The sequence below is a fragment of the Streptomyces sp. A1136 genome, assembly GCF_004795055.1.
Classification (GTDB): Bacteria; Actinomycetota; Actinomycetes; order Streptomycetales; family Streptomycetaceae; genus Streptomyces.
Genome location: NZ_SSBJ01000068.1, coordinates 1 through 23,737, shown reverse-complemented (window position 1 = coordinate 23,737; position 23,737 = coordinate 1). Strand labels below are relative to the sequence as shown.

At 71.9% G+C, this 23,737-nt stretch carries 17 protein-coding genes; 8 read left to right on the top strand and 9 right to left on the bottom strand.

Annotated elements, in window-relative coordinates; translation table 11 throughout:
* From E6R62_RS35595 to E6R62_RS35585, 3 genes are all read left to right on the top strand, one after another.
* A partial coding sequence (locus E6R62_RS35595; protein ID WP_240802088.1) for a precorrin-8X methylmutase occupies positions 1-479 on the top strand: 479 nt, incomplete at its 5' end.
* A gap of 309 nt (positions 480-788) precedes the next feature.
* Positions 789-1,559: a ribosome-associated translation inhibitor RaiA gene (gene raiA, locus E6R62_RS35590; RefSeq protein ID WP_136217614.1), complete on the top strand. Its 771-nt coding sequence runs from the start codon at positions 789-791 to the stop codon at positions 1,557-1,559.
* Positions 1,560-1,786: 227 nt separating this feature from the next.
* Positions 1,787-2,554 (top strand): response regulator transcription factor, encoded by a 768-nt coding sequence (locus E6R62_RS35585; protein WP_136217612.1) that lies wholly within the window; start codon positions 1,787-1,789, stop codon positions 2,552-2,554.
* An 11-nt stretch (positions 2,555-2,565) separates the two neighbouring features.
* Here the strand turns inward: E6R62_RS35585 and E6R62_RS35580 are convergent, their stop codons facing one another.
* A complete protein-coding gene (locus tag E6R62_RS35580; RefSeq protein WP_136217611.1) occupies positions 2,566-3,759 on the bottom strand; it encodes a winged helix-turn-helix domain-containing protein in 1,194 nt (397 codons plus the stop codon).
* A gap of 9 nt (positions 3,760-3,768) precedes the next feature.
* Entirely contained in the window at positions 3,769-4,350 is a 582-nt protein-coding gene (locus E6R62_RS35575) for a GNAT family N-acetyltransferase (protein ID WP_136217610.1), read from the bottom strand.
* Positions 4,351-4,576: 226 nt separating this feature from the next.
* Here E6R62_RS35575 and secA point away from each other — a divergent pair, with 226 nt between their 5' ends.
* Positions 4,577-7,366 carry a preprotein translocase subunit SecA gene (gene secA, locus E6R62_RS35570; RefSeq protein ID WP_136217609.1) on the top strand — a complete coding sequence of 930 codons (2,790 nt, stop codon included), beginning with the start codon at positions 4,577-4,579 and terminating at the stop codon, positions 7,364-7,366.
* 116 nt (positions 7,367-7,482) lie between these two features.
* Here the strand turns inward: secA and E6R62_RS35565 are convergent, their stop codons facing one another.
* Positions 7,483-7,875 (bottom strand): Rv3235 family protein, encoded by a 393-nt coding sequence (locus tag E6R62_RS35565; RefSeq protein WP_136217608.1) that lies wholly within the window; start codon positions 7,873-7,875, stop codon positions 7,483-7,485.
* Positions 7,876-8,193: 318 nt separating this feature from the next.
* Here E6R62_RS35565 and E6R62_RS35560 point away from each other — a divergent pair, with 318 nt between their 5' ends.
* From E6R62_RS35560 to E6R62_RS35550, 3 genes are all read left to right on the top strand, one after another.
* A complete protein-coding gene (locus tag E6R62_RS35560) occupies positions 8,194-8,694 on the top strand; it encodes a hypothetical protein (protein WP_136217607.1) in 501 nt (166 codons plus the stop codon).
* Positions 8,691-9,368 carry an HAD family hydrolase gene (locus E6R62_RS35555; protein ID WP_136217606.1) on the top strand — a complete coding sequence of 226 codons (678 nt, stop codon included), beginning with the start codon at positions 8,691-8,693 and terminating at the stop codon, positions 9,366-9,368. The genes E6R62_RS35560 and E6R62_RS35555 overlap by 4 nt, the downstream gene beginning before the upstream one ends.
* A 380-nt stretch (positions 9,369-9,748) precedes the next feature.
* On the top strand, positions 9,749-14,716 hold the full coding sequence (locus E6R62_RS35550; protein ID WP_136217605.1) for an NAD-glutamate dehydrogenase: 4,968 nt from the start codon (positions 9,749-9,751) through the stop codon (positions 14,714-14,716).
* A 154-nt stretch (positions 14,717-14,870) separates the two neighbouring features.
* Here E6R62_RS35550 and E6R62_RS35545 read toward each other — a convergent pair whose 3' ends face one another.
* The gene (locus E6R62_RS35545) at positions 14,871-15,644 is read right to left on the bottom strand and encodes an ABC transporter ATP-binding protein (protein WP_136217604.1); all 774 of its coding nucleotides are present in this window, start codon (positions 15,642-15,644) and stop codon (positions 14,871-14,873) included.
* Positions 15,637-16,503 (bottom strand): ABC transporter permease, encoded by an 867-nt coding sequence (locus tag E6R62_RS35540; RefSeq protein WP_136217613.1) that lies wholly within the window; start codon positions 16,501-16,503, stop codon positions 15,637-15,639. Before E6R62_RS35540 ends, E6R62_RS35545 begins: the two co-directional genes overlap by 8 nt.
* Positions 16,504-16,692: 189 nt before the next feature.
* Here E6R62_RS35540 and E6R62_RS35535 point away from each other — a divergent pair, with 189 nt between their 5' ends.
* Positions 16,693-17,343, top strand: a complete 651-nt coding sequence (locus E6R62_RS35535; RefSeq protein WP_136217603.1) for a TetR/AcrR family transcriptional regulator — start codon at positions 16,693-16,695, stop codon at positions 17,341-17,343.
* Between the two features lie 143 nt (positions 17,344-17,486).
* Here the strand turns inward: E6R62_RS35535 and E6R62_RS35530 are convergent, their stop codons facing one another.
* From E6R62_RS35530 to E6R62_RS35515, 4 genes are all read right to left on the bottom strand, one after another.
* Positions 17,487-18,353, bottom strand: a complete 867-nt coding sequence (locus E6R62_RS35530; protein WP_136217602.1) for a carbohydrate ABC transporter permease — start codon at positions 18,351-18,353, stop codon at positions 17,487-17,489.
* On the bottom strand, positions 18,350-19,663 hold the full coding sequence (locus E6R62_RS35525; RefSeq protein ID WP_206308947.1) for a carbohydrate ABC transporter permease: 1,314 nt from the start codon (positions 19,661-19,663) through the stop codon (positions 18,350-18,352). Before E6R62_RS35525 ends, E6R62_RS35530 begins: the two co-directional genes overlap by 4 nt.
* Before the next feature lie 4 nt (positions 19,664-19,667).
* A complete protein-coding gene (locus E6R62_RS35520) occupies positions 19,668-21,071 on the bottom strand; it encodes an ABC transporter substrate-binding protein (protein ID WP_136217600.1) in 1,404 nt (467 codons plus the stop codon).
* 133 nt (positions 21,072-21,204) lie between these two features.
* Positions 21,205-23,737: FtsK/SpoIIIE domain-containing protein (locus tag E6R62_RS35515; RefSeq protein WP_240802087.1), on the bottom strand; the 2,533-nt coding region annotated here is incomplete at its 5' end.

Sequence of the window (23,737 nt, the reverse complement as noted above, 5' to 3'; positions counted from 1 at the left end):
GCAACGCGCCGACCGCGCTGTTCCGGCTGCTGGAGATGATCGAGGAGGGCGCGCCGCGCCCCGCCGCCGTGATCGGCGTACCGGTGGGCTTCATCGGCGCCGCCGAGTCCAAGGACGCGCTGGCCGCCTCGGCGCGGCTGCGCCGGGCCGGGGTGCCCGCGCGGGTGGCCCCCGTACTGCGGTTGCGGCGGCGGGTCGCGGACCAGGCGGGGCTGGGGGCCCGGGAGCGGCGGGAGAACCTGGCCGGGGCCTTGGAGGCGCGTCCGGCGGAGGTCCGGTCGGCGGCCGGTGCGCGGATCGTGGTGGTGGACGACGTGATGACGACCGGCGCCACGCTGGCGGAGGCGGCGCGGGCGCTGCGGGCGGCCGGGCTGCGCGTGGCCGGCGCGGCGGTGGTGGCGGCGCCCGCGGACTCCTTCCGGGCCGCCCCGGTCGCCGGATTCCCGCGTGAGCGGGGAAAACGGCGACGGATCGCATAGATCTGGAACCGCTGGGGAAGGCGCATCGTTACCGGTGACAAGAGATGCCCACGAGGTGCACACGAGGAAGAATTCGGCTGAACGGAACCGAACGGAGGTTTGTTCCGGTAGCGGGTGCCGACAACCGTCATTGAGAGATATGTTCGGTTGTGAGGACTGGCGATCCTTGGGCCCCACGTCATCGGAGCACCGATCCGCCCGTTTTTCGAATCTTCGTGTCAGAGGGTGTCTCTCTGCTCCGAAGTCGGTGGGATGTGGATCTTGCCGGCGGGGGAGGAGGAGGTGAATGTCGCCAAGTCCGAGGCTCTGGTGCTCACCGGAGCCTGGTGCGAAAGGGAGACGCTTCGCCCCAAGAGGCGGAGCTATCCGGGAACGGAGTTCTGCGTGGACATCGTCGTCAAGGGCCGCAAGACCGAAGTGCCCGAGCGGTTCCGCAAGCACGTGGCAGAGAAGCTGAATCCCGAGCGGATCCAGAAGCTCGACGCCAAGGTGATCAGCTTGGACGTCGAGGTGTCCAAGGAGCACAACCCGCGCCAGGCCGACCGTTCCGACCGCGTGGAGATCACCCTGCACTCGCGGGGCCCGGTGATCCGGGCCGAGGCCGCGGCAGCAGACCCGTACGCGGCGCTGGACCTGGCTCAGGACAAGCTGGAGGCCCGGCTGCGCAAGCAGCACGACAAGCGTTACACCCGCCGCGGCAACGGCAGGCTCTCGGCGGCCGAGGTCGCCGACGTGGTGCCGGGCGTCGCGCAGCTCAACAGCAACGGGGAGCCGGTCTCCGAGGAGAAGACGGACGGGGTCCCGACCACCCGGATCGGGCCGCTGGAGGTGCAGGGCGAAGGCCCCCTCATCGTCCGCGAGAAGACCCACTCCGCCGCACCCATGTCGCTCGACCAGGCGCTGTACGAGATGGAACTGGTCGGCCACGACTTCTATCTGTTCGTCGACGCCGACACCAAGCTGCCCAGCGTCGTCTACCGGCGTCACGCTTACGACTACGGCGTCATCCACGTCAACCCCGACGGCGCCTCCAGCACGGAGGAACCGCGCGGCGGCGCCGGCGGATCGCTCGGCGGCTGAGTGTTCGAACCCTGCCCCCGCGGAGCGCCGTCCCGGCCTCCGCGGGGGCACTCGTATGACGGGTATGAGCCAGTCGGCCCCCCGATCGAGCCCCTCCCCGAGGCCCGGGCATGGAATCATGGCGGGCAGTCAAGCGGCGGCCCCGTCCGTCCGGTTGACCCGACAGGCAGCACGAGCGGTCAGCGGATGAGCAGGTCAGCAGCTCGGCACATGCAGGGGGAGGAATGATGGTGGACAGCTTCGGGCCGGTACGCGGTGACGACGGCGCGGGCTTTCGCGACGCGGGGCGCGTGACCGGCGGCCACGCGGACGCCCCGCGGGAGGGGTCGGCCGGGGAGCCGATCCGGGTGCTCGTGGTCGACGACCACGCCCTCTTCCGGCGCGGGCTGGAGATCGTCCTCGCCCAGGAGGAGGACATCCAGGTCGTCGGAGAGGCGGGGGACGGGGCGGAGGCGGTGGACAAGGCCGCCGACCTGTTGCCGGACATCATCCTCATGGACGTCCGGATGCCCCGGCGCGGCGGTATCGAGGCGTGCACCTCGATCAAGGAGGTGGCTCCCTCCGCGAAGATCATCATGCTGACGATCAGCGACGAGGAGGCGGACCTCTACGACGCGATCAAGGCAGGCGCCACCGGATACCTCTTGAAGGAGATCTCGACGGACGAGGTCGCCACGGCGATCCGGGCGGTGGCGGACGGCCAGTCGCAGATCAGCCCTTCGATGGCGTCGAAGCTGCTGACCGAGTTCAAGTCGATGATCCAGCGGACGGACGAGCGCAGGCTGGTGCCGGCGCCCCGGTTGACCGACCGGGAGCTGGAGGTCCTCAAGCTGGTGGCCACCGGGATGAACAACCGTGACATCGCCAAGGAGTTGTTCATCTCCGAGAACACGGTGAAGAACCACGTGCGCAACATCCTGGAGAAGCTGCAACTGCACTCCAGGATGGAGGCCGTGGTCTACGCGATGCGGGAGAAGATCCTGGAGATCAGGTGACCGGCGCGGCGTCAGGTCAGCGCGGCCAGTTCCGCCGTGACCGCCGCCGCCTCCGCCGGGGTGCCGGCGCGTTCCACGCGGACCGCGTCGCAGCCCACCCAGGACGCCGCCTCCAGCAGGGCCTCGGCCATGGGACGGGCGTCCTTGGTGGTGGTCATGGAGAGCTGCCGGGCCACCAGCGTGGTGCCCTCGCGTGCCGGGTCGACCCGGCCCCGGAGGCGGCCGCCGGTCAGTAGCGGCATCGCGAAGTAGCCGTGTATCCGCCGGGGTTTGGGGACGTACGCCTCCAGCCGGTGCGTGAAGTCGAAGATCCGCTCCGTCCGCGGCCGGTCCCACACCAGCGAGTCGAACGGGGACAGCAGCGTCGTGCGGTGGCGGCCGCGCGGGGCGCTCGCCAGCGCCGCCGGGTCGGCCCACGCGGCTCCTGCGCGGCGGTCGCGCCCCCAGCCCTCGACGGTCACCGGGACCAGTCCCGAGTCGGCGATCACGGCGTCGACCTGCTCGCCCTTGAGGCGGTGGTAGTCCGCGATGTCCGCGCGGGTCCCGACGCCCAGGCTGTGCCCGGCGAGGGCGACGAGCCGGCGCAGGCACTCGCGGTCGTCCAGGTCGTCGTGGAGCAGCGCGTCCGGGACGGCCCGCTCGGGCAGGTCGTAGACGCGCTTCCAGCCGCGCCGCTCCGAGCAGACCACCTCACCGGTGTCGAGCAGCCACTCCACCGCGATCTTGGTCTCCGACCACTCGAACCACTCCCCGCCGTTCTTGGCGCCGCCCAGCTCGGTCGAGGTCAGCGGGCCGTCGGCCCTCAGACGGTCCAGGACGGCCCGCGTCGAGCGTTCCTTGTCCTTCAGGACGTGCCAGCGGTGGCCGCGCGCCCGGCGGGCGCGGCGGCGGAAGGCGAAGTGCGGCCACTCCTCGATGGGCAGGACGCAGGCCGCGTGGGACCAGTACTCGAAGGCGTGACGATCGGACCAGTAGGCCTTCTCGACGGTTTCGCGACCCACCGCGCCCAGGCGCGCGTACGGGATCAGTTCGTGCGAGCGGGCCAGCACGGAGATCGTGTCCAGTTGTACGGCGCCCAGGTGGCGCAACACGCCGCGCACCCCGCCCCTGCGGTCGGGCGCGCCCAGGAAACCCTGCGCGCGCAGGGCGATCCGGCGGGCGTCGTCCGCGGACAGGGACACGGTCGGCGGCGGTGTGCTCGTCATGGCCGCACCTTAGGGCGTGGCACTGACAGCGGGCAGGTACGGGAGTACGGACGGCAGGCCCACGTCCGAGGGGAGCAGGGCGCCGACCCAGCAGTCCCGGGCGGTGCCGTTGCGTATGAGGGCGGCGCGCAGGAGGCCCTCGAAGCGGAAGCCGGCCTTCTGCGCGACGGCCCGGGAGCCGTGGTTGCCGACCTCGGCGCGCCATTCGAGCCGGACCGCGCCGACCTCGGTGAAGGCCCAACGGGCGACGGCGCGCACGGCCTCGGTCATATGGCCGTGACCGCGGTGCTCCTTGGTGGCCCAGTAGCCGATCTCGAACGCGTCGGCCCCGCGCACGTGCACGCCGACGGCCGCGACCAGCGGGCCCTCGGCGCCCAGGCGTACGGCGAAGCTGTAGCCCGTGTCCTCGCGCCATCCGGCCGGGACGATCTCGCCGACGAAGGCGCGGGCGTGCGCGCGCTCGTACGGGGAGGGGACCATGGTCCAGCGCTGGATGTCGGGGTCCTGGGCGGCGGCGTACACCTCGTCCTCGTCGGCGGGGGTGAAGGGCCGCAGGCTCAGGCGCTCCGTGCTCAGGGTGATGGGGTCCATGGACGGATTCTGCGGCCGGCGCGCGGCGGGGGCTAACAGTTTTCGCCCACACCGGCACCTTCCGTGCCCCCCGTACGTTCTCATTCCGGGCGCCCGCGCCCTGCGGATAGTGCGGACCTCCCGACGCGACCGCGTCCTCGCTTACGATGGCCGTTGCGGTGGGGCCCACCCTCCGTGCCCGTGTACGAACCAGTGCCAGGCCCGACCGGCAAGGAGACAAACCTCGGTGTCCGTCTTCAACAAGCTCATGCGTGCAGGCGAAGGCAAGATCCTGCGCAAACTGCACCGCATCGCGGACCAGGTCAACTCCATCGAAGAGGACTTCGTCAACCTCTCCGACGCCGAGTTGCGGGCGCTCACGGACGAGTACAAGCAGCGGTACCAGGACGGCGAGAGCCTGGACGACCTGCTGCCCGAGGCCTTCGCGACCGTTCGCGAGGCCGCGAAGCGCGTCCTCGGCCAGCGGCACTACGACGTCCAGATCATGGGTGGCGCGGCGCTGCACCTCGGCTACGTGGCCGAGATGAAGACCGGTGAGGGCAAGACCCTCGTCGGCACGCTGCCCGCCTACCTGAACGCGTTGTCCGGCAAGGGCGTGCACCTGATCACGGTGAACGACTACCTCGCCGAGCGCGACTCCGAGCTGATGGGCCGGGTGCACAAGTTCCTCGGCCTGGAGGTCGGCTGCATCCTGGCGAACATGTCGCCGGCCCAGCGCCGCGAGCAGTACAACTGCGACATCACCTACGGAACGAACAACGAGTTCGGCTTCGACTACCTGCGCGACAACATGGCGTGGTCGAAGGACGAGCTGGTGCAGCGCGGCCACAACTTCGCCGTGGTCGACGAGGTCGACTCGATCCTGGTCGACGAGGCCCGTACGCCGCTGATCATCTCCGGCCCGGCCGACCAGGCGACGAAGTGGTACGCGGACTTCGCCAAGCTCGTCACCCGCCTGACCAAGGGTGAGCCCGGCAACCCGCTCAAGGGCATCGAGGAGACCGGCGACTACGAGGTCGACGAGAAGAAGCGCACCGTCGCCATCCACGAGGCGGGTGTGGCGAAGGTCGAGGACTGGCTCGGCATCGACAACCTTTACGAGTCGGTGAACACCCCGCTCGTCGGCTACCTGAACAACGCCATCAAGGCGAAGGAACTGTTCAAGATCGACAAGGACTACGTCGTCATCGACGGCGAAGTCATGATCGTCGACGAGCACACCGGCCGTATCCTCGCCGGCCGCCGCTACAACGAGGGCATGCACCAGGCGATCGAGGCGAAGGAAGGGGTGGACATCAAGGACGAGAACCAGACGCTCGCCACGATCACCCTCCAGAACTTCTTCCGCCTCTACACCAAGCTGTCGGGCATGACCGGTACGGCCATGACCGAGGCCGCCGAGTTCCACCAGATCTACAAGCTCGGTGTCGTCCCGATCCCGACGAACCGCGCGATGGTCCGCAAGGACCAGCCCGACCTCATCTACCGGACCGAGGTCGCCAAGTTCGCCGCCGTCGTCGACGACATCGCGGAGAAGCACGAGAAGGGCCAGCCGATCCTCGTCGGTACGACGTCGGTCGAGAAGTCCGAGTACCTCTCCCAGCAGCTCTCCAAGCGCGGCATCCCGCACGAGGTGCTGAACGCGAAGCAGCACGAGCGCGAGGCCTCGATCGTCGCCCAGGCCGGCCGCCGCGGCGCGGTCACCGTCGCCACGAACATGGCCGGCCGCGGTACCGACATCAAGCTCGGCGGCAACCCCGACGACCTCGCCGAGGCGGAGCTGCGTCAGCGCGGCCTGGACCCGGAGGAGCACATCGAGGAGTGGGCGCACGCCCTTCCCGAGGCGCTCAAGCGGGCCGAGGCGGCGGTGAAGGCGGAGTTCGAGGAGGTCAAGGAACTCGGCGGGCTGTACGTGCTGGGCACCGAGCGGCACGAGTCGCGCCGTATCGACAACCAGCTGCGCGGCCGCTCCGGCCGACAGGGCGACCCGGGCGAGTCCCGGTTCTACCTCTCGCTGGGCGACGACCTGATGCGCCTGTTCAAGGCGCAGATGGTCGAGCGGGTCATGGCGATGGCGAACGTGCCGGACGACGTGCCGATCGAGAACAAGATGGTGACGCGCGCGATCGCGTCGGCCCAGTCGCAGGTCGAGACGCAGAACTTCGAGACGCGCAAGAACGTCCTCAAGTACGACGAGGTCCTCAACAACCAGCGTGAGGTCATCTACCGCGAGCGCCGGCGCGTCCTGGAGGGCGAGGACCTCCAGGAGCAGGTCCGCCACATGATGGACGACACCATCGACGCGTACATCGCGGCGGAGACGGTCGAGGGCTTCGCGGAGGAGTGGGACCTGGACCGGCTGTGGGGCGCCTTCCGGCAGCTGTACCCGGTGAAGGTCACCGTGGAGGAGCTGGAGGAGGCGGCGGGGGACCGGGCGGGCATCACGGCCGAGTTCATCGCCGAGTCCGTCAAGGACGACATCCACGAGCAGTACGCGGAGCGCGAGAAGGCGCTCGGCTCCGACATCATGCGCGAGCTGGAGCGGCGCGTGGTGCTGTCGGTGCTGGACCGCAAGTGGCGTGAGCACCTGTACGAGATGGACTACCTGCAAGAGGGCATCGGCCTGCGGGCGATGGCCCAGAAGGACCCGCTGGTCGAGTACCAGCGCGAGGGCTTCGACATGTTCAACGCCATGCAGGAGGGCATCAAGGAGGAGTCCGTCGGCTACCTGTTCAACCTGGAGGTCCAGGTCGAGCAGCAGGTCGAGGAGCTCCCGGTGCAGGACACCGTGCCGGCGCCGGCGAAGCCGGAGATCCGGGCGAAGGGGCTGGACGCCCCGCAGCGGCCGGACCGGCTGCACTTCTCGGCGCCGACGGTGGACGGTGAGGGCGGGGTCGTCGAGGGCGACTTCGACGCCGACGCCGATGTGGACGGCGAGGAGGCCGGCGTCGGGATGACGCGGGCGGAGCGGCGCAAGGCGCAGAAGGCCTCCGGCGGGCGGCGCCGGAAGAAGTAGCCGCCGCCTGTCGGAACGCTTGCCGCCGGGGCCGGACACCGCTGTACGGGTGTCCGGCCCCGGCCGCGTTTCGCGGGCGGCGCCGGTGGTGTGGCCCCGGCCGGGCCGGGTCGCGATCAGGTGCGGGGGCCGTGGATCTCGATGGCCGCGCAGCGCCAGCGGAGGTCGGGGCCCTGTTCGAGGCGGAATGCCATCGCCGAGACGCGGTCACCCGTCGCGATGCGGGCGAAGGCTTCGATGACGCCCGGGCCCGGGTGGAAGCGGCCGCAGTGGCGCAGGACCGGGGTGAGGCGGTCGCGGAAGGGGTCCGAGGGAGCCAGGGTGACCAGCTGTTCGTACGCGGGGCCGACCGTGTGGCCCAGGAGCGAGTGCACCGGGCGGCGGCCGCTGAGGACGGCCAGGAGGCGTTCCGCGAACCAGTCGTGCGGGCCGCGCGGGCGGCGCCGGGCGCCGGGAGCCCGCTGGTCGCGGCGGCTCGGCGGGCGGGTGGTGGTCCTGGTCCTGGTCATGGCGGTCGTCCCCGGGAAGGCCGGGCCCGGGCCCTGTGGGTGCCGGGCGGTCACTAGGTACGGGGGAACTTGTACGGGCCCCCCGTCACGCTCCGCAACGGCGGCCGTCCCCGGCGTCGGGGGCGCGGCCGTTCACCTATCAGGGGGGTGGCCGGCGGCGCCGGGGGTGGCGCGGCCGGCGCGCGGGGGTGTCGGGTGGACGCGGCGCCGCCGGCGGATCGCCCCCGAAGGGGGACAGGAGTCGTCCCCCGGTCGGACGCGCGGGGCGACGGTCGCCGTATCCTGAGGGGGTTTTCCGACTAACGAAAGCGGCCGGCCATGCGCGTGTACGTCCCCCTGACCCTCTCCGGGCTCGCCGAGGTGTACAAGGCCGGCGAGCTGGGCCCCGCGCCGCTGCGCGCGTACGCCGTCACTCCCGGACTGCGGGAATGGTACGTCTCGGACGACATCGAGGAGTTGGAGTACGCCGCCCTCAGCCGGGCCGCCGAGGCCTCGCTGCGGTTGCTCGCCGCCGACCCGTCCGCCCCGCGCAAGCGCGTCGTCGTCGCCGTCGACGTCGACGACAAGGCGGCCACCGCCGTCCCGGGTGTGGACGAGGCCACCCTCGGCGAGGTCGGCCTGGCCGGTGCCGTTCGGCTGACCGTCGCCGCCGCCGTGCACGTCGACGCCGACGACGCGCTGGCGGACGTCGAGGCCGCCGCCGGCGCCGTCGAGGCCGCCGACCGCGGGGACGACGACGCCCGCTTCGTCGTGGACGGCGCCGAGGACCACGAGCTGCTGTGGTTCGGCGTGCAGGAGATCCCGGGGCTGCTCCCGTGAGCCGGGTTCCGCACGCGCACCCGCACCTGGTCTGGGATTGGAACGGGACCCTCCTGCACGACGTGGACGCCGTCCTCGCCGCCACCAACGCCTCCTTCGCCGAGTTCGGGTTCGACCCGATCACCCTGGAGACGTACCGCGAGCTGTACGTCGTACCGGTCCCCAAGTTCTACGAGCGGCTGATGGGCCGCATGCCCACGGACGCCGAGTGGCTCGTCATGGACGAGACCTTCCACCGGTACTACTGGTCCGCCGCGGACGCCGTGGGGCTCGCCGCGGGTGCCCTGGAGCTGCTCCGCGACTGGGAGGGGGCCGGGGCCACCCAGTCCCTGCTGTCGCTCGCGCCACACGAGAAGCTGGTCCCGCTGGTGCGCACCCTCGGCATAGAGCGGCACTTCCTGCGCGTCGACGGGCGCACCGGGCCCTCGCACACCACGAAGGCGGGCCACCTCGTACGCCATTTGGCCGCCCTGGAGTCGGCAGGTGTGACCGCCGCCCGCTGCGTGCTGATCGGGGACGCCCTGGACGACGCGCTCGCCGCTGCCCACGTGGGCGCGCGGGCGGTCCTGTACACGGGTGGTTCGCACAGCCGCCGCAGTCTGGAATCGGCCGGTGTGCCCGTGGTCGACACGCTCGCCGAGGCCGTGGCCATAGCGCGGGAAATGGCCGGATAACGCCTTGATCCGGGCGGCGGTCCGCGCTCTGCACGAACACGACCGTCCGTCGCTGTCCACAGCGGCAAAAATCCACCCCCTGATTTGTACAGAAGCCGCTCGTGACGAGTCGGGGGTCAGGGGGGATAGCCTGGTACTCGTGATCAGCGCGATAACCATCGGGGGCATCGATGCCCCCGGCACTCGCCCGGCGCACGACCGTGCCCGGGCTTTCGCTGATCCCCGCTGCCGGGACGTGCCGCCGATCATGGCCGATTCCCTCCCGGTCGCCTCTCTCCACGACATAGCGTCGATCCCGAACGGACACCCCGCCTCGCGGCGCTACGTCATTCCTTCCTTCACCTACGTCACGCAATGGCGCGCGACAGGAGCCAGAGGACATGCAGACCAAGCTGGACGAAGCAAAGGCCGAGCTGCTCGCGCGGGCGGCACGGGTAGCTGAGAACAGCCCGGCCGGGGGGCTACTTCCGACTGGGTCCGAACAAGGGGAGCGTCCCGACCCGGGCACGACGCTCGCCTACCTCCAGCGCTATTACCTGCACACCGCCCCCGAGGACCTGCTGGACCGCGATCCGGTCGACGTGTTCGGCGCCGCGCTCTCCCACTACCGGCTGGCCGAGCAGCGCCCGCAGGGCAAGGCGAACGTGCGCGTGCACACGCCCACCGTCGAGGAGAACGGGTGGACCTCCAGCCACTCGGTCGTGGAGGTCGTCACCGACGACATGCCGTTCCTCGTGGACAGCGTCACCAACGAGCTGTCGCGCCAGGGCCGCGGCATCCACGTCGTGATCCACCCCCAGGTCGTCGTCCGCCGTGACCTGACCGGCAAGCTCATCGAGATCCTCGGCCCGGACTGCGACGCCCACGGCCCCCGCACCGCGCGTCCCCACGACTCCCTGGTCGAGTCCTGGATCCACGTCGAGATCGACCGCGAGACCGACCGCGCCGACCTCAAGCAGATCACCGCCGACCTCCAGCGCGTCCTGTCCGACGTGCGCGAGGCCGTCGAGGACTGGGAGAAGATGCGCGACGCGGCGCTGCGCCTCGCGGACGAGCTTCCGGGCGAGCCGACCGCGCCCGACCTGCGCGAGTACGAGCTCGAAGAGGCCCGCGAGCTGCTGCGCTGGCTCGCCGACGACCACTTCACCTTCCTCGGCTTCCGCGAGTACAACCTGGTCGACGGCGACGCGCTGGCCGCCGTGCCCGGCACCGGCCTCGGCATCCTGCGCTCCGACCCGGTCCACCACGGCCAGGAGGACACGCACCCCGTCTCGCCGTCCTTCAACAGGCTGCCCGCCGACGCGCGCGCCAAGGCCCGCGAGCACCGGCTGCTGGTGCTGACCAAGGCCAACAGCCGCGCCACCGTGCACCGCCCCTCGTACCTGGACTACGTCGGCGTCAAGAAGTTCGACGCCGAGGGCAACGTCGTCGGCGAGCGCCGCTTCCTCGGGCTCTTCTCCTCCGCCGCGTACACCGAGTCGGTGCGCCGCGTGCCCGTGATCCGCCGCAGGGTCGCCGAGGTCCTCGAAGGCGCCGGGTTCTCGCCCAACAGCCACGACGGCCGCGACCTGCTCCAGATCCTGGAGACCTACCCGCGCGACGAGCTGTTCCAGACCCCGGTCGACAAGCTCCGGGAGATCGTCACCTCGGTCCTGTACCTCCAGGAGCGCCGCCGGCTGCGGCTGTACCTGCGCCAGGACGAGTACGGGCGCTACTACTCCGCGCTGGTCTACCTGCCGCGCGACCGGTACACCACGGGCGTGCGGCTGCGCCTGATCTCGATCCTCCAGGAGGAGCTGAACGGCACCAGCGTCGACTTCACCGCCTGGAACACCGAGTCGATCCTCTCCCGCATCCACTTCGTCGTCCGCGTCCCGCAGGGCACCGAGCTGCCCGCGCTGACCGACGCCGACGTCGAGCGCATCGAGGCCCGGCTGGTGGAGGCCGCCCGATCCTGGGCCGACGGCTTCGGCGAGGCGCTGATCGCCGAGACCGGCGAGGAGCGCGCCGCCGAACTGCTGCGCCGCTACGGGAACTCCTTCCCCGAGGGCTACAAGGCCGACCACTCGCCGCGCGCCGCCGTGGCCGACCTGGTCCGCCTGGAGCGTCTGTCCGAGAGCGACCGGGAGTTCGACCTCTCCCTGTACGAGCCGGTCGGCGCGGGTCCCGGCGAGCGCCGCTTCAAGATCTACCGGCAGGGCGAGCAGGTCTCCCTGTCCGCCGTGCTGCCGGTGCTCCAGCGCCTGGGCGTCGAGGTCACCGACGAGCGGCCGTACGAGCTGCGCTGCAGTGACCGCACCCACGCCTGGATCTACGACTTCGGCCTGCGGATGCCCCTGGCGTCGGGCAACGGCGACAGCCACCTCGGCGACGACGCCCGCGAGCGCTTCCAGGAAGCCTTCGCGGCGGTCTGGCAGGGGCAGGCGGAGAACGACAACTTCAACACCCTGGTGCTGAGCGCCGGGCTCACCTGGCGGCAGGCCGTGGTGCTGCGCGCGTACGCCAAGTACCTGCGCCAGGCCGGTTCCACCTTCAGCCAGGACTACATGGAGGACACCCTCCGCAACAACGTCCACACCACCCGGCTGCTGATCTCGCTCTTCGAGGCGCGGATGTCCCCGGCCCGGCAGACCGCCGGCACCGAGCTCGTCGACGCGATGCTGGAGGAGCTGGACGGGGCCCTGGACCAGGTCGCCTCGCTGGACGAGGACCGCATCCTGCGCTCCTTCCTGACGCTCATCAAGGCGACGCTGCGCACCAACTTCTTCCAGATGAACGACGCGGGCGAGCCGCACGCCTACGTGTCGATGAAGTTCGACCCGCAGGCCATCCCGGACCTGCCGGCGCCCCGCCCGGCCTTCGAGATCTGGGTCTACTCGCCGCGCGTCGAGGGTGTCCACCTGCGGTTCGGCAAGGTCGCCCGAGGCGGCCTGCGCTGGTCCGACCGGCGTGAGGACTTCCGCACGGAGGTCCTCGGCCTGGTCAAGGCGCAGATGGTGAAGAACACCGTGATCGTGCCGGTCGGCGCGAAGGGCGGCTTCGTCGCGAAGAACCTGCCGGACCCGTCGGTGGACCGCGACGCCTGGCTCGCCGAGGGCATCGCCTCGTACAAGATCTTCATCTCGGCGCTGCTCGACATCACCGACAACATGGTCGCCGGCGAGGTCGTGCCGCCGAAGGGCGTGGTCCGTCACGACGAGGACGACACCTACCTCGTCGTCGCCGCCGACAAGGGCACCGCGACCTTCTCCGACATCGCCAACGGGGTCGCGCAGGCCTACGGCTTCTGGCTCGGCGACGCCTTCGCCTCGGGCGGCAGCGCGGGCTACGACCACAAGGGCATGGGCATCACCGCCCGCGGCGCCTGGGAGTCCGTGAAGCGGCACTTCCGGGAGCTGGGCCACGACACGCAGACCGAGGACTTCACGGTCGTCGGCGTCGGTGACATGTCGGGTGACGTCTTCGGCAACGGCATGCTGCTCTCCGAGCACATCCGCCTGGTCGCGGCCTTCGACCACCGGCACATCTTCATCGACCCGAACCCGGACGCGGCGACCTCCTACGCCGAGCGCCGGCGCCTGTTCGACCTGCCGCGTTCCTCGTGGGCCGACTACGACACCGCGCTGCTGTCGGCGGGTGGCGGCGTCCACCCGCGTACGGCGAAGGCCATCCCGGTCAACGCGCAGATGCGGGCGGCCCTCGGCATCGAGGCGGGCGTCTCCAAGCTGACGCCGGCCGAGCTGATGCAGGCCATCCTCAAGGCCCCGGTGGACCTGCTGTGGAACGGCGGCATCGGTACCTACGTCAAGGCGTCGACCGAGACGCACACCGACGTCGGCGACAAGGCCAACGACGCGATCCGCGTCAACGGCGCCGACGTGCGCGCCCAGGTCATCGGCGAGGGCGGCAACCTGGGCCTGACGCAGCTCGGACGCATCGAGTTCGCCCGCGTCGGGGCCGACGGCGAGGGCGGCAAGGTCAACACCGACGCCATCGACAACAGCGCCGGCGTGGACACCTCCGACCACGAGGTGAACATCAAGATCCTGCTCAACTCGGTGGTCGCGGACGGCGACATGACCGTCAAGCAGCGCAACGCGCTGCTGGCCGAGATGACCGACGAGGTCGGCGGGCTGGTGCTGCGCAACAACTACGCGCAGAACGTCGCGCTCGCCAACGGCGCGGCGCAGGCCCCCAGCCTGCTCCACGCCCAGCAGCGCTTCATGCGCCGCCTGGGCCGGGACGGGCTGCTGGACCGCGCGCTGGAGTTCCTGCCCAACGACCGGCAGATCCGCGAGCTGCTGAACAACGGCAAGGGCCTGACCCAGCCGGAACTGGCCGTCCTGTTCGCCTACACCAAGATCACGGTGGCGGACGAGCTGATCCACACGGTGCTGCCGGACGACCCGTACCTGCGCCGCCTGCTGCACGAGTACTTCCCGGCCCCGCTGCGCGAGAAGTTCGGCGAGCAGATCGACGCGCACGCGCTGCGCCGTGAGATCATCACCACCCTCCTGGTCAACGACACCGTCAACACCGGTGGTTCGACGTTCCTGCACCGCCTGCGCGAGGAGACGGGGGCCGCCACGGAGGAGATCGTCCGGGCGCAGCTCGCGGCCCGTGAGATCTTCGGCCTGGCCGAGGTCTGGGACGCGGTGGAGGCGCTGGACAACAAGGTCGCGGCCAGCGTCCAGACCCGGGTACGGCTGCACTCGCGGCGGCTCGTCGAGCGCGGCACCCGCTGGCTGCTCAACAACCGGCCGCAGCCGCTGGCGATCACGGAGACCATCGAGCTCTTCGGCGAGCGGGTGGGCCGGGTCTGGGCGGAACTGCCCAAGCTGGTGCGCGGCGCGGACCTGGAGTGGTACCAGTCGATCATGGACGAGCTGACCGGCGAGGGCGTGCCGCAGGAGCTGGCGGCCAAGGTGGCCGGCTTCTCGTCCGCGTTCCCGACGCTGGACGTCGTCGCGATCGCCGACCGCACCGGCGTCGACCCGCTGGACGTCGCCGAGGTCTACTACGACCTCGCCGACCGCCTGGACATCACCCAGCTGATGGACCGGATCATCGAGCTGCCGCGGGCCGACCGTTGGCAGTCCATGGCCCGCGCCTCCATCCGCGAGGACCTGTTCGCGGCGCACGCGGCGCTGACCGCCGACGTGCTGGCGGCCGGCGACGGCGACGCGACTCCCGAGGAGCGCTTCAAGGCGTGGGAGGAGCGGAACGCGGCGATCATCGGCCGGGCACGGACGACCCTGGACGAGATCCGCGGGTCGGACGACTTCGACCTGGCCAACCTGTCCGTGGCGATGCGGACGATGCGGTCGCTGCTGCGCTCGCACGCCTGACCCGCGCGGTCCGCGTGAGCGGACAGAAGTGAGCGGACAGGAGTGAGCGGATGGAACGGCGGCCCCGGGACTCTCGTCCCGGGGCCGCCGTTCTCGTCTGTGCGTCGCCGTTGCCGCCGGGCCACCGGGGTCGGGGCCGGGGCCGGGTGGAGTCTCAGCCGGACCGGGTGAAGGCCTCGTAGGCGTCACAGACCTCCTGCGCGGGCCCGTCCATGCGCAGGACCCCCGACTCCAGCCAGATCGCCCGGTCGCAGGTCTCGCGGACGGTGCCGATGGAGTGACTGACGAGGAAGACGGTGCCCGCGCTCTTGCGCAGCTCCGCGATGCGGTCCTGGCTGCGTCGCTGGAAGGCGGCGTCGCCGGTGGCCAGGGCCTCGTCGATCATCAGGACGTCGTGGTCCTTGGCCGCGGCGATGGAGAAGCGCAGCCGGGCGCCCATGCCGGAGGAGTAGGTGCGCATGGGCAGCGAGATGAAGTCGCCCTTCTCGTTGATGCCGGAGAAGTCGACGATGTCCTGGTAGCGCTCGTGGATCTGCTGCTTGGACATGCCCATCGCGAGGCCGCCGAGTATGACGTTGCGTTCGCCCGTCAGGTCGTTCATCAGGGCGGCGTTCACCCCGAGCAGGGACGGCTGGCCGTGGGAGTAGACGCGGCCGCGGGCCACGGGCTGGAGGCCGGCGATGGCCGCGAGCAGGGTGGACTTGCCCGAGCCGTTGGAGCCGATGAGGCCGATGGCCTCGCCCTTGTACGCGGTGAAGCTGACGCCCTTGACGGCGTGCACCTCGCGGACGCCGGGGGCGGGCTTGCGGGAGATGATCCGGCTCAGGGCGGCGGTCGCGCCGCCCTTGCGGGTACCGGTGCCGTACACCTTGTAGACGACGTGTACCTCGTCCGCGATGACGGTGGGGATGGCGGTCTGGTCAGCCACGTCCGTACTCCTCTTCCGCCTTCCAGAAGAAGACGAAGCCGCCGAGGCCCGCGATCAGGGCCCAGCCGATGGCGATCGGCCACACATGGTGCGGGAGCGATCCCGCCTTGAAACTGTCGATCAGCGCGAAGCGCATCAGGTCGATGTAGACGGCCGCCGGGTTGAGCTGGAGGGCCGTGGTCACCCAGTGCGGCAGGTGGTCCGACTTGAGCGTCTGCTCGATGGACCACATCACGCCCGAGGAGTACATCCAGGTGCGCAGGATGAACGGCATCAGCTGGCTGACGTCCGGGTTCTTGCTGCCGATCCGTGCCATGGCCAGGGCGCAGCCGGCGCAGAAGACGGCGCACAGCAGCAGGGCCGGCGCCGCGAGGAGCCAGGACGGGCCGGGTGTCTGGCCGAGCGCGAGCAGCAGGATGACCAGGGCGCCGACGGTGACCAGCAACTGCTGGAAGAGCTGGATGACCGTGGACAGGGGCAGGGCCGCGCGGGGGAAGTGCAGGGCGCGGACCAGGCCCAGGTTGCTGTGGACGGCGCGGGTGCCCGCGTTGATGGAGCTTCCGATGAAGTCCCACACGAACACGCCGGTGATCAGGAAGGGGATGTAGTCCGCCACCTGGTGCCCGGCGTTCATGATCACGCCGAAGATGAAGTAGTAGACGGCCGCGTTGAGCAGCGGGGTCGCCAGGTGCCAGACCTGGCCGAGGCGGGCCGTGCTGTAGGTGGCGTGCATGCGGGCGGTGGCGTACGCCGTCACGAAGTGGCGACGCTCCCACAGTTGCGCGACGTAGCGGGGGAGGGAGGGGCGGGCACCGCTGAGCGTCAGGCCGTGGGCGGCGGCCAGCTCTGCCGGTGTCATCTGTTCCACTGCCGGCGGCGGCGGTGCGGTCACGGGGGGCACGGTCACGGTCACGGGGTCGCTTTCGACGGGGAGACACGTCGGACGTCCGACGGAACGGTTACGTATCGTCGTGACGCCGAGAGTAGGTGTCATCACGTCGAGACGCAACCGTGTCGTCGCGACGTGGTGGTGACGGTCCGCGCCGTTATGCTCTGTTCCATGACCTCCGAGCCCGCCGCCCACGTCTCCGAGCCCGTCGCCCCGACCCGCCGCGCCCCGGCAGGGGCCGCCGTCCTGCGCGAAGACGTGACCCGGGCGATCCGCGCGGCGGTCCTGGAGGAACTGGCCACGGTCGGCTTCGCCCGGATGTCGATCGAGGGCATCGCGCGGCGCGCGGGCGTCGGCAAGACGGCCGTCTACCGGCGCTGGAAGTCCAAGCTCCACCTCGTGCTGGACCTGGTCGGCGCCTTCGCGACCGACGGGCTCCCGGTGCCCGCGACGGGCTCGCTCTACGGGGACGTACGGGCCCTGCTGGAGGTCATGTCCCACGTACTGCGCCACCCCGTCGCGTCGGCGGTGATCCCCGACCTGCTGGTGGAGGCGGCGCGCCAGCCCGAGATCGCCGACGCGGTGCGCGGCGCGCTGCTGGCGGGCGAGCGGGGCATGGCGGAGGTGATCGTCTCCGAGGCGGTCGCCCGGGGGGAGCTGGTGGCGGGCACGGACCCCGGCCGGGCGCTGGACCTGGCCATCGGCCCGTTGTACTGGCGGCAGGTCGTGGTCCGCGACGAGGTGCCGGCCGCCTACCTGGACGAACTGGCGCGGTCGGTGGTCGCGGGCCTCAAGGCCGCCGCCGGATAAGGCGCTACGGCCAGGGCGCTACGGCCAGGGCGCTACGGCCAGGGGCTCGGGCTCGGCGTGAGCGCCGGGTATGCACCCGGAGCGTTCGGCTGACCCGGCGTCGACGACGCAGGTGACCCCTGCGATCACCGCCCGGCGCCGGGTCATTTGATCGCCCCCGCCGTCACCCCCGACACGAACTGCCGCTGGAAGGCGAAGAAGACGACCAGCGGCACCACCATCGACACGAACGCGCCCGGCGCCAGCACGTCGATGTTGTTGCCGAACTGCCGCACCTGCTGCTGGAGGGCCACCGTGACCGGCGGATGCGTGGAGTCCGCGAACACCAGTGCCACCAGCATGTCGTTCCACACCCACAGGAACTGGAAGATGGCGAGCGAGGCGATCGCCGGACCGCCCAGCGGCAGCACCACCCGGGCGAACAGCCGCAGTTCGCCCGCGCCGTCCAGCCGCGCCGCCTCCAGCAGCTCGCGCGGGATCTCCGCGAAGAAGTTCCGCAGCAGGAACACCGCGAACGGCAGCCCGAAGGCGGTGTGGAACAGCACCACACCGGCCGTCGTCTCGAACAGGCCGATCGCGCCGAACAGTTCCGACACCGGGATCAGCGCCACCTGGACGGGGACCACCAACAGCCCGACGACGATCAGGAACAGCCAGTCCCGGCCGGGGAACTCCAGCCAGGCGAACGCGTACCCGGCGAGCGCGCCCAGCGTGACCACGAGCACGGTCGCCGGAACGGTGATCGCGACCGTGCTCAGCAGCGACCCCGTGATCGTCTCGTTGGACAGCAGGTGTGCGTAGTTCTCGGCCGTCAGCCGCGAGGGCGCGCTCAACGCCTGCCACCAGCCGCCCTTGTTCAGGTCCGTGGGCGAAAGGAACGAGGAGATCAACAGCCCCAGCGTGGGCAGCAGCCAGAACAGGCCCGCGAGGACCAGGAAGACACGCAGTGCCCCGCCGGCCAGCCTGGCGACCAGGCCCCGCGGGGACCAGGACCACGGTGCGGCGCTCATCGGCGGGCCTCCCGGCGCATCCGGCGGATGTTGTACAGCATGACGGGCAACACCAGGACCAGCAGCAGCACGGCGATCGCGCTGCCCAGCCCCTGATCGGCATCCGTACCGAAGGACGTGCGGTACAGCTGGAGCGCGAGCACGTTCGCGTCGTCCTGCACCGCGCCCGGCGCGATCACGAACACCAGGTCGAAGATCTTCATCACGTTGATGACGAGGGTGACCAGGACGACCGCCAGGACGGGTGCCAGCAGCGGCACGGTGATCCGGCGGAACACCTGCCACTCGTTCGCCCCGTCCACCCGCGCCGCCTCCAGCAGCTCCCGCGGTACGGAGGCCAGTCCCGCCCCGATCAGCACCATGGCGAACCCGGCCCACATCCACACGTACGCCCCGATCACCGCCGGGGTCACCAGCGTCGGACCGAGCCACTCCACGCCCGAATACGCCTCGCGGAAGTTCGAGGCGGGCAGCCGCAGCCGCGCCCCGTCGGCCTTCGCGGACAGCGTGAAGGTGCCGTCGGGGCGGGCGGTGGTCCGCTCGACCACGCGGCCGTCCTTGATCGCCTCGATCCGCATCCCCTTGAGCGCCGACTCCGTGGGATCGACGGTGTTCGTCCGGCCGCCGCCGCCCCGGGTGAAGTCCTGCCAGACCGTCCCGGTGACCTTGCCGGGCTCGGCGGCGGGCGCCTTGGCGGTGCGGGTCCCGTCGGGCAGCGCGTCCGGGGCCACACCGACCAGCGGCACCGGTACGACGGTCCCCGCCCGTACCGGGTCACGGGTCTCGAACGCGCCCCCCGCGACCGCCACCAGCGGTGAGTCCCGACCCGGGCGGGCCTTCGGGAAGGCCGAGGACTCGGCGAAGGTGTCGTGCACCCCGACCCAGACGGCGTTGGCGACGCCGCGGTCCGGGTCCTGGTCGTAGACGAGCCGGAAGATGATGCCCGCGGCCAGCATCGAGATCGCCATCGGCATGAACACCAGCAGTTTGAACGCCGTCCCCCACCGGACCCGTTCGGTGAGCACCGCGAAGATCAGCCCGAGCGCGGTGGCGGTCGTCGGGGCCAGCACCACCCACAGCGCCGTGTTCCTCAGCGCCGTCCGGATCGTGTCGTCCCGCAGTATCTCCGTGTAGTTGGCGCCGCCCACGAAGGTGTCGCCCGAGCGGTCGAAGAAGCTGCGGTACAGCGAGTAGCCGATGGGGTGCACGACGAGCGCACCCAGCAGGACCAGGGCGGGGAGGAGGAAGGCCGCCGCTATGAGACGGCGGCGCCTGACCTCCCCCGCCCGTGAGACGTCGGGGGCGGCCACCGGGTCAGTTCCCGAACGCCTTGGCCGCGTCCGCCTCCAGCTTCGCCTGCGCGCCCGCCACGTCCGACGGGTTGGCCAGGAAGTCCTGGAGATCCTTCCACTCGCCGGCGCCCGGCGTCCCGCCGAAGGCCGCCGGGGCCTGGTCCGACATGTCGAAGCGGAAGTCGTCGCCCGCCGCGATCAGCGCCTTGGCGATGCCCCGCTGGATGTCGTTCGGGTAGGCCGCCGGATTCACCGACTTGTTCGGCGAGATGAACCCGCCCTCGCGGGCCTGGATCTCCGCCGCGTCCGGGGAGGCCAGGAAGGTCAGCAGCGCCTGCGCGCCCTTGGACGGCTTCAGCGCGACCGCCACGTCACCGCCCGAGACGACCGGGGCCTTGCCGGCGCCGACCGCCGGGAAGGGGAAGACGAGGGCGTCCTTGCCCACCTTCGCCTCCGTCTGGGCGATGTTCACCGCCACGAAGTCACCCTCGAAGACCATCGCGGCCGCCGGTCGGTCGCCACCGGTGAAGGTCTGCGTCACCGACTTCGGGAACTCGGTCGCCAGGGCGCCGCTCTGCCCGCCCGCCAGGTAGTCCTTGCGGCCGAACAACTCGGCGAGCGTCGTCAGGGCCTGCTTGACGCTGTCGTCCGTCCACTTGATCTCGTGCTTGGCGAGCTTGTCGTACTTCTCGGGACCGGCCTGGGACAGGTAGACGTTCTCGAACCAGTCCGTCAGGGTCCAGCCGTCCGCGCCGGCCACCGAGACGGCCGGGGTGCCCGACGCGGAGAGCGTGTCCGCCGCCGCGATCAGGTCCTTCCAGGTCTTCGGCGGCTGCACGCCCGCCGCTTCGAAGGCCTTCGCGTTGTACCAGACCAGCGACTTGTTGGCCGCCTTGTAGTACACGCCGTACTGGGTGCCGTCGACCGCGCCCAGCGTCTTCCAGCCCTGCGAGTAGTTCTTCTCCAGCTCCGCCTTGGCCTCCGGGCCCACCGGCTGTGCCCACTTGTTCCGAACCGCCGAGACCAGCGCCCCGACCTGCGGGAGCAGCGCCACGTCCGGCGGCTGCCCGCCCGCGATCTTCGTACCGAGGAAGGTGACGATCGGGTCCTGGGCGGGGACGAAGGTGACGGTGGCGCCGGTGCGCTTCTCGAACTCCTTGAGGACCTTTGTGAAGTTGGCCTGCTCCGGGCCCGTCCAGACCGCCGCGACCTCCAGCTTCTCCCCGGACAGTTGCGGTAACGCCACCCGCGGGCTCGCGGACGGCCCGGAACCCGCCGGGGGGTCCGCCTTGTCGCCGCCGCTGCCGCACGCGGTGAGCGCGAGCGCGCCCGTCGCCAGCAGGGCCGCCCAGGCGTGTGCCCTCGTACGGGTCCTCTGACGCCCTCCGCGGGCTTCCTCGTGGCCGGTTCCGTGCTCCCTGCGCATGCCTGTGCCCCCGATGCCGGTGCTCGTGGTGTGTTCCGTGCCACAAGGTCTACGCCGAGCGGCGCACCCCCGCAATACCGCCTCACGGCGTCACGGGGCTCCGACGGGGCGTTCCGGGCGGGGCGCGGTGGGCTCAGGGGGCCGCCGGGAACAGGACGGGTATCGCGGAGACCAGGTGCGAGGCCCGGTCCAGGGCACTGGCCAGCAACGCCAGGTCCGTCGGGCCGTTGCCCAGCTCGCGGACCGGACGGCGGGCCGGTGGATCACCCATCCGCTCCCACTCCACCGGAACCACCGTCGGCCTCGACGTCGCGGTCCGGGGAATCCGTCCGGTGATCCGGCCGGCCTGGAAGGGGACCGTCCGGCCGTCGCCGTAGTGGAGCAGACCCCGGCCGGGCCCCGGCTGGTCGGGGGCGTCGAGCTCGACCCGCAGCGTGGCGAGACGGGCCGGTTCGGTGCCGGCGGTACGGTCCGGGCGGGCGCTGGTGGCCACCAGGTGCACGCCGAGCCGGCCGCCCTCCCGGGCCAGACCCTCCAGGATGCGGACCACCGAACCGGCCGCCGGCCGGCCCGGACTGCCGAGGCCGGGCGCCACCAGCGCGTCGAAGTCGTCGACCAGGACCACCAGGCGGGGCAACGGGCCGGGCCCCGCGGCCGCCCCGGTACGGGGGGCGGAGGCGCGCAGCCGCAAGGTCCCCGTCCGCTGGGATTCCTCACCGCCGATCGTGCCCGAGCCCCGGGCCGCGCCCTGGGTCTCCTCCGGGACGGGCCGGCGGGGCGAGACCATCCGGTCCGAGACCTCGCGCCGGGCGTGCCACTCGGCGAAGGTCACGCCGTCCAGCAATTCGTGACGACGTTTGAGCTCGGCACCCAACGCCTGGGCGAACTCCCGCATGCGCAGCGGGTCGGAGGCGACGAGGTGTGCCGACACGTGCGGCAGCTCGGTGCAGGGCAGCAGCCCCTCGCCGCGCTCGCCGCCGGCCCCGTCGATCAGCAGGAGACCGAGCCGGTCGGGTCGGGCGGCGGCGCACAGGGAGGCGGCGACGGAACGCAGCAGCTCCGTACGGCCGCTTCCGGGCGGTCCTTCGATGAGCAGGTGCGGGCCGTCGTGGACCAGCTCCACGCCGACGGGGCCGCGCCGGCCGGCGCCGAGCACCACCTCGGCGAGACCGCCGACGGTCTGCCCCTGCCCGGTGGCCGTCGCCCAGCGGGCCATCAGGGAGGCCGGGGTGGCCCGGGCCAGGCCGAGCTCGTCGAGCAGGCGGGCCGTCTGCGGCAGGCTGGCGGCGGCCGGACGGTAGCCGCCCGAGGCGGCCGGCTCGGCGCGCAGGGGTGCCAGGGCGCGGGCGAACCGCTCCGCCCAGGCGGCGGAGACGGCGTCCGCGACGGCCGTCTCGCCGGGGCGGACGGGCACGCCGCCGCTGACCGGGAAGATCCGCACCGCGGTGGCGACCTCGCCGCTGAGCACGGCGACCGCCCCGCAGGACCGGAAGGCGGGGGCGCTCGCGCCGGCCGCCTCGTACGTGTCGGCGAGGGGGCTCGCGGGGGTGGCGGCGGGGGCCTCGGCGAGCACCAGGAGGTGGACGCCGGCGGCGGGCCCGTGCGAGGCGAGCCGCGCGGTGGCCTCGCGGAGGGCGCCGGTGCCGGGGTCTCCGTCGAGGACGACGAGGGTGTACGGCCCTTCGTACGCGGACGCGGCCCGGCTGACGGCCTCGGGCCCGGCGGTGGCCCAGCCGGTGCCGAGGGGACTGTCGTCGAGGCGCCGGGTCAGCTCACCGGTGCGGGCGGCGGCCTGCTCCCGGTCGTGGGCGAGCAGGAGCCGGCAGTGCTGGCCGTGCGCCGGGCGGACGTGCGGGAGCCAGCCGAGCCAGTTCCAGTCCGTGGCCGGGTCCATCGCGAGGAGCACGATCTCCAACTGCGCGGGGGAGTGGAGGGCGGCGAGCTGGGCGATCACGGAGCGGGCCACACCGGTGAGACGGGGACGCGGCCCGGCGATGCCGAGCGCGCCGACCTCGCGCAGGTCCACGCGGCTGCCGGCGCCGAGCCCGACGTCGAGGGCGCCGGGCGGGCGGGACCAGAGCCGGCCGGTGGGCCCGAGGGCGGCGAGCAGCAGCGCGGCGGGGTCGTCGGCGGCGGGCGCCGCGACGGGCGGCGCCTCGGCCTCGACGGCGGGCTCGGCGATGTCCTCCCCGCGCACCCACTTCCGCGCCCAGGCCCCGATGCCCCGCCGCCGGCCGCCCCCGGCGGGAACGGCGGAGCCGGGGGGCGCGGGCCACACCGCGGCCGGAGCCCCCACCCGGGGCGTCCCACCCCCGACGGGCGCGGGGTGCGGCCGGCCGTCGACCCCGGCCGGGTCGGCGGCGCGCGAGCCGTGCGCGGGGGTGGAGTGCGGCGCGCCGGGAGGCCCCCCGGCGGTGCGGGGCCCGTCGGGGGCGGGGTGGGCGGTCGCGTCACCCTGGCCGTGCGAGGGTCCCGCCGGGCCGGAGCCGTGTGCGTCAGGGCGCGGGGCGCCGCCGGGGCGGGCTCGGGGCGCGTCGGGGGCGATGATCTGCTCGATGTTCCGTTCGGCGAGCGCCGTGATCGTGACGAACGGATTGACGCTGGTGTTGCCGGGGATCAGCGCTCCGTCGATCACGTACAGGCCGGGGTGGCCGTGCAGGCGCCCG

Excerpts from the sequence above, each read along its gene's own strand:
- E6R62_RS35550 (WP_136217605.1), top strand. The coding sequence starts at position 9,749 with ATGCAGACCAAGCTGGACGAAGCAAAGGCCGAGCTGCTCGCGCGGGCG.
- E6R62_RS35520 (WP_136217600.1), bottom strand. The coding sequence starts at position 21,071 with ATGCGCAGGGAGCACGGAACCGGCCACGAGGAAGCCCGCGGAGGGCGT.
- E6R62_RS35580 (WP_136217611.1), bottom strand. The coding sequence starts at position 3,759 with ATGACGAGCACACCGCCGCCGACCGTGTCCCTGTCCGCGGACGACGCC.
- E6R62_RS35575 (WP_136217610.1), bottom strand. The coding sequence starts at position 4,350 with ATGGACCCCATCACCCTGAGCACGGAGCGCCTGAGCCTGCGGCCCTTC.
- E6R62_RS35535 (WP_136217603.1), top strand. The coding sequence starts at position 16,693 with ATGCTCTGTTCCATGACCTCCGAGCCCGCCGCCCACGTCTCCGAGCCC.
- E6R62_RS35560 (WP_136217607.1), top strand. The coding sequence starts at position 8,194 with ATGCGCGTGTACGTCCCCCTGACCCTCTCCGGGCTCGCCGAGGTGTAC.
- E6R62_RS35565 (WP_136217608.1), bottom strand. The coding sequence starts at position 7,875 with ATGACCAGGACCAGGACCACCACCCGCCCGCCGAGCCGCCGCGACCAG.
- E6R62_RS35585 (WP_136217612.1), top strand. The coding sequence starts at position 1,787 with ATGGTGGACAGCTTCGGGCCGGTACGCGGTGACGACGGCGCGGGCTTT.
- E6R62_RS35540 (WP_136217613.1), bottom strand. The coding sequence starts at position 16,503 with ATGACACCGGCAGAGCTGGCCGCCGCCCACGGCCTGACGCTCAGCGGT.
- E6R62_RS35530 (WP_136217602.1), bottom strand. The coding sequence starts at position 18,353 with ATGAGCGCCGCACCGTGGTCCTGGTCCCCGCGGGGCCTGGTCGCCAGG.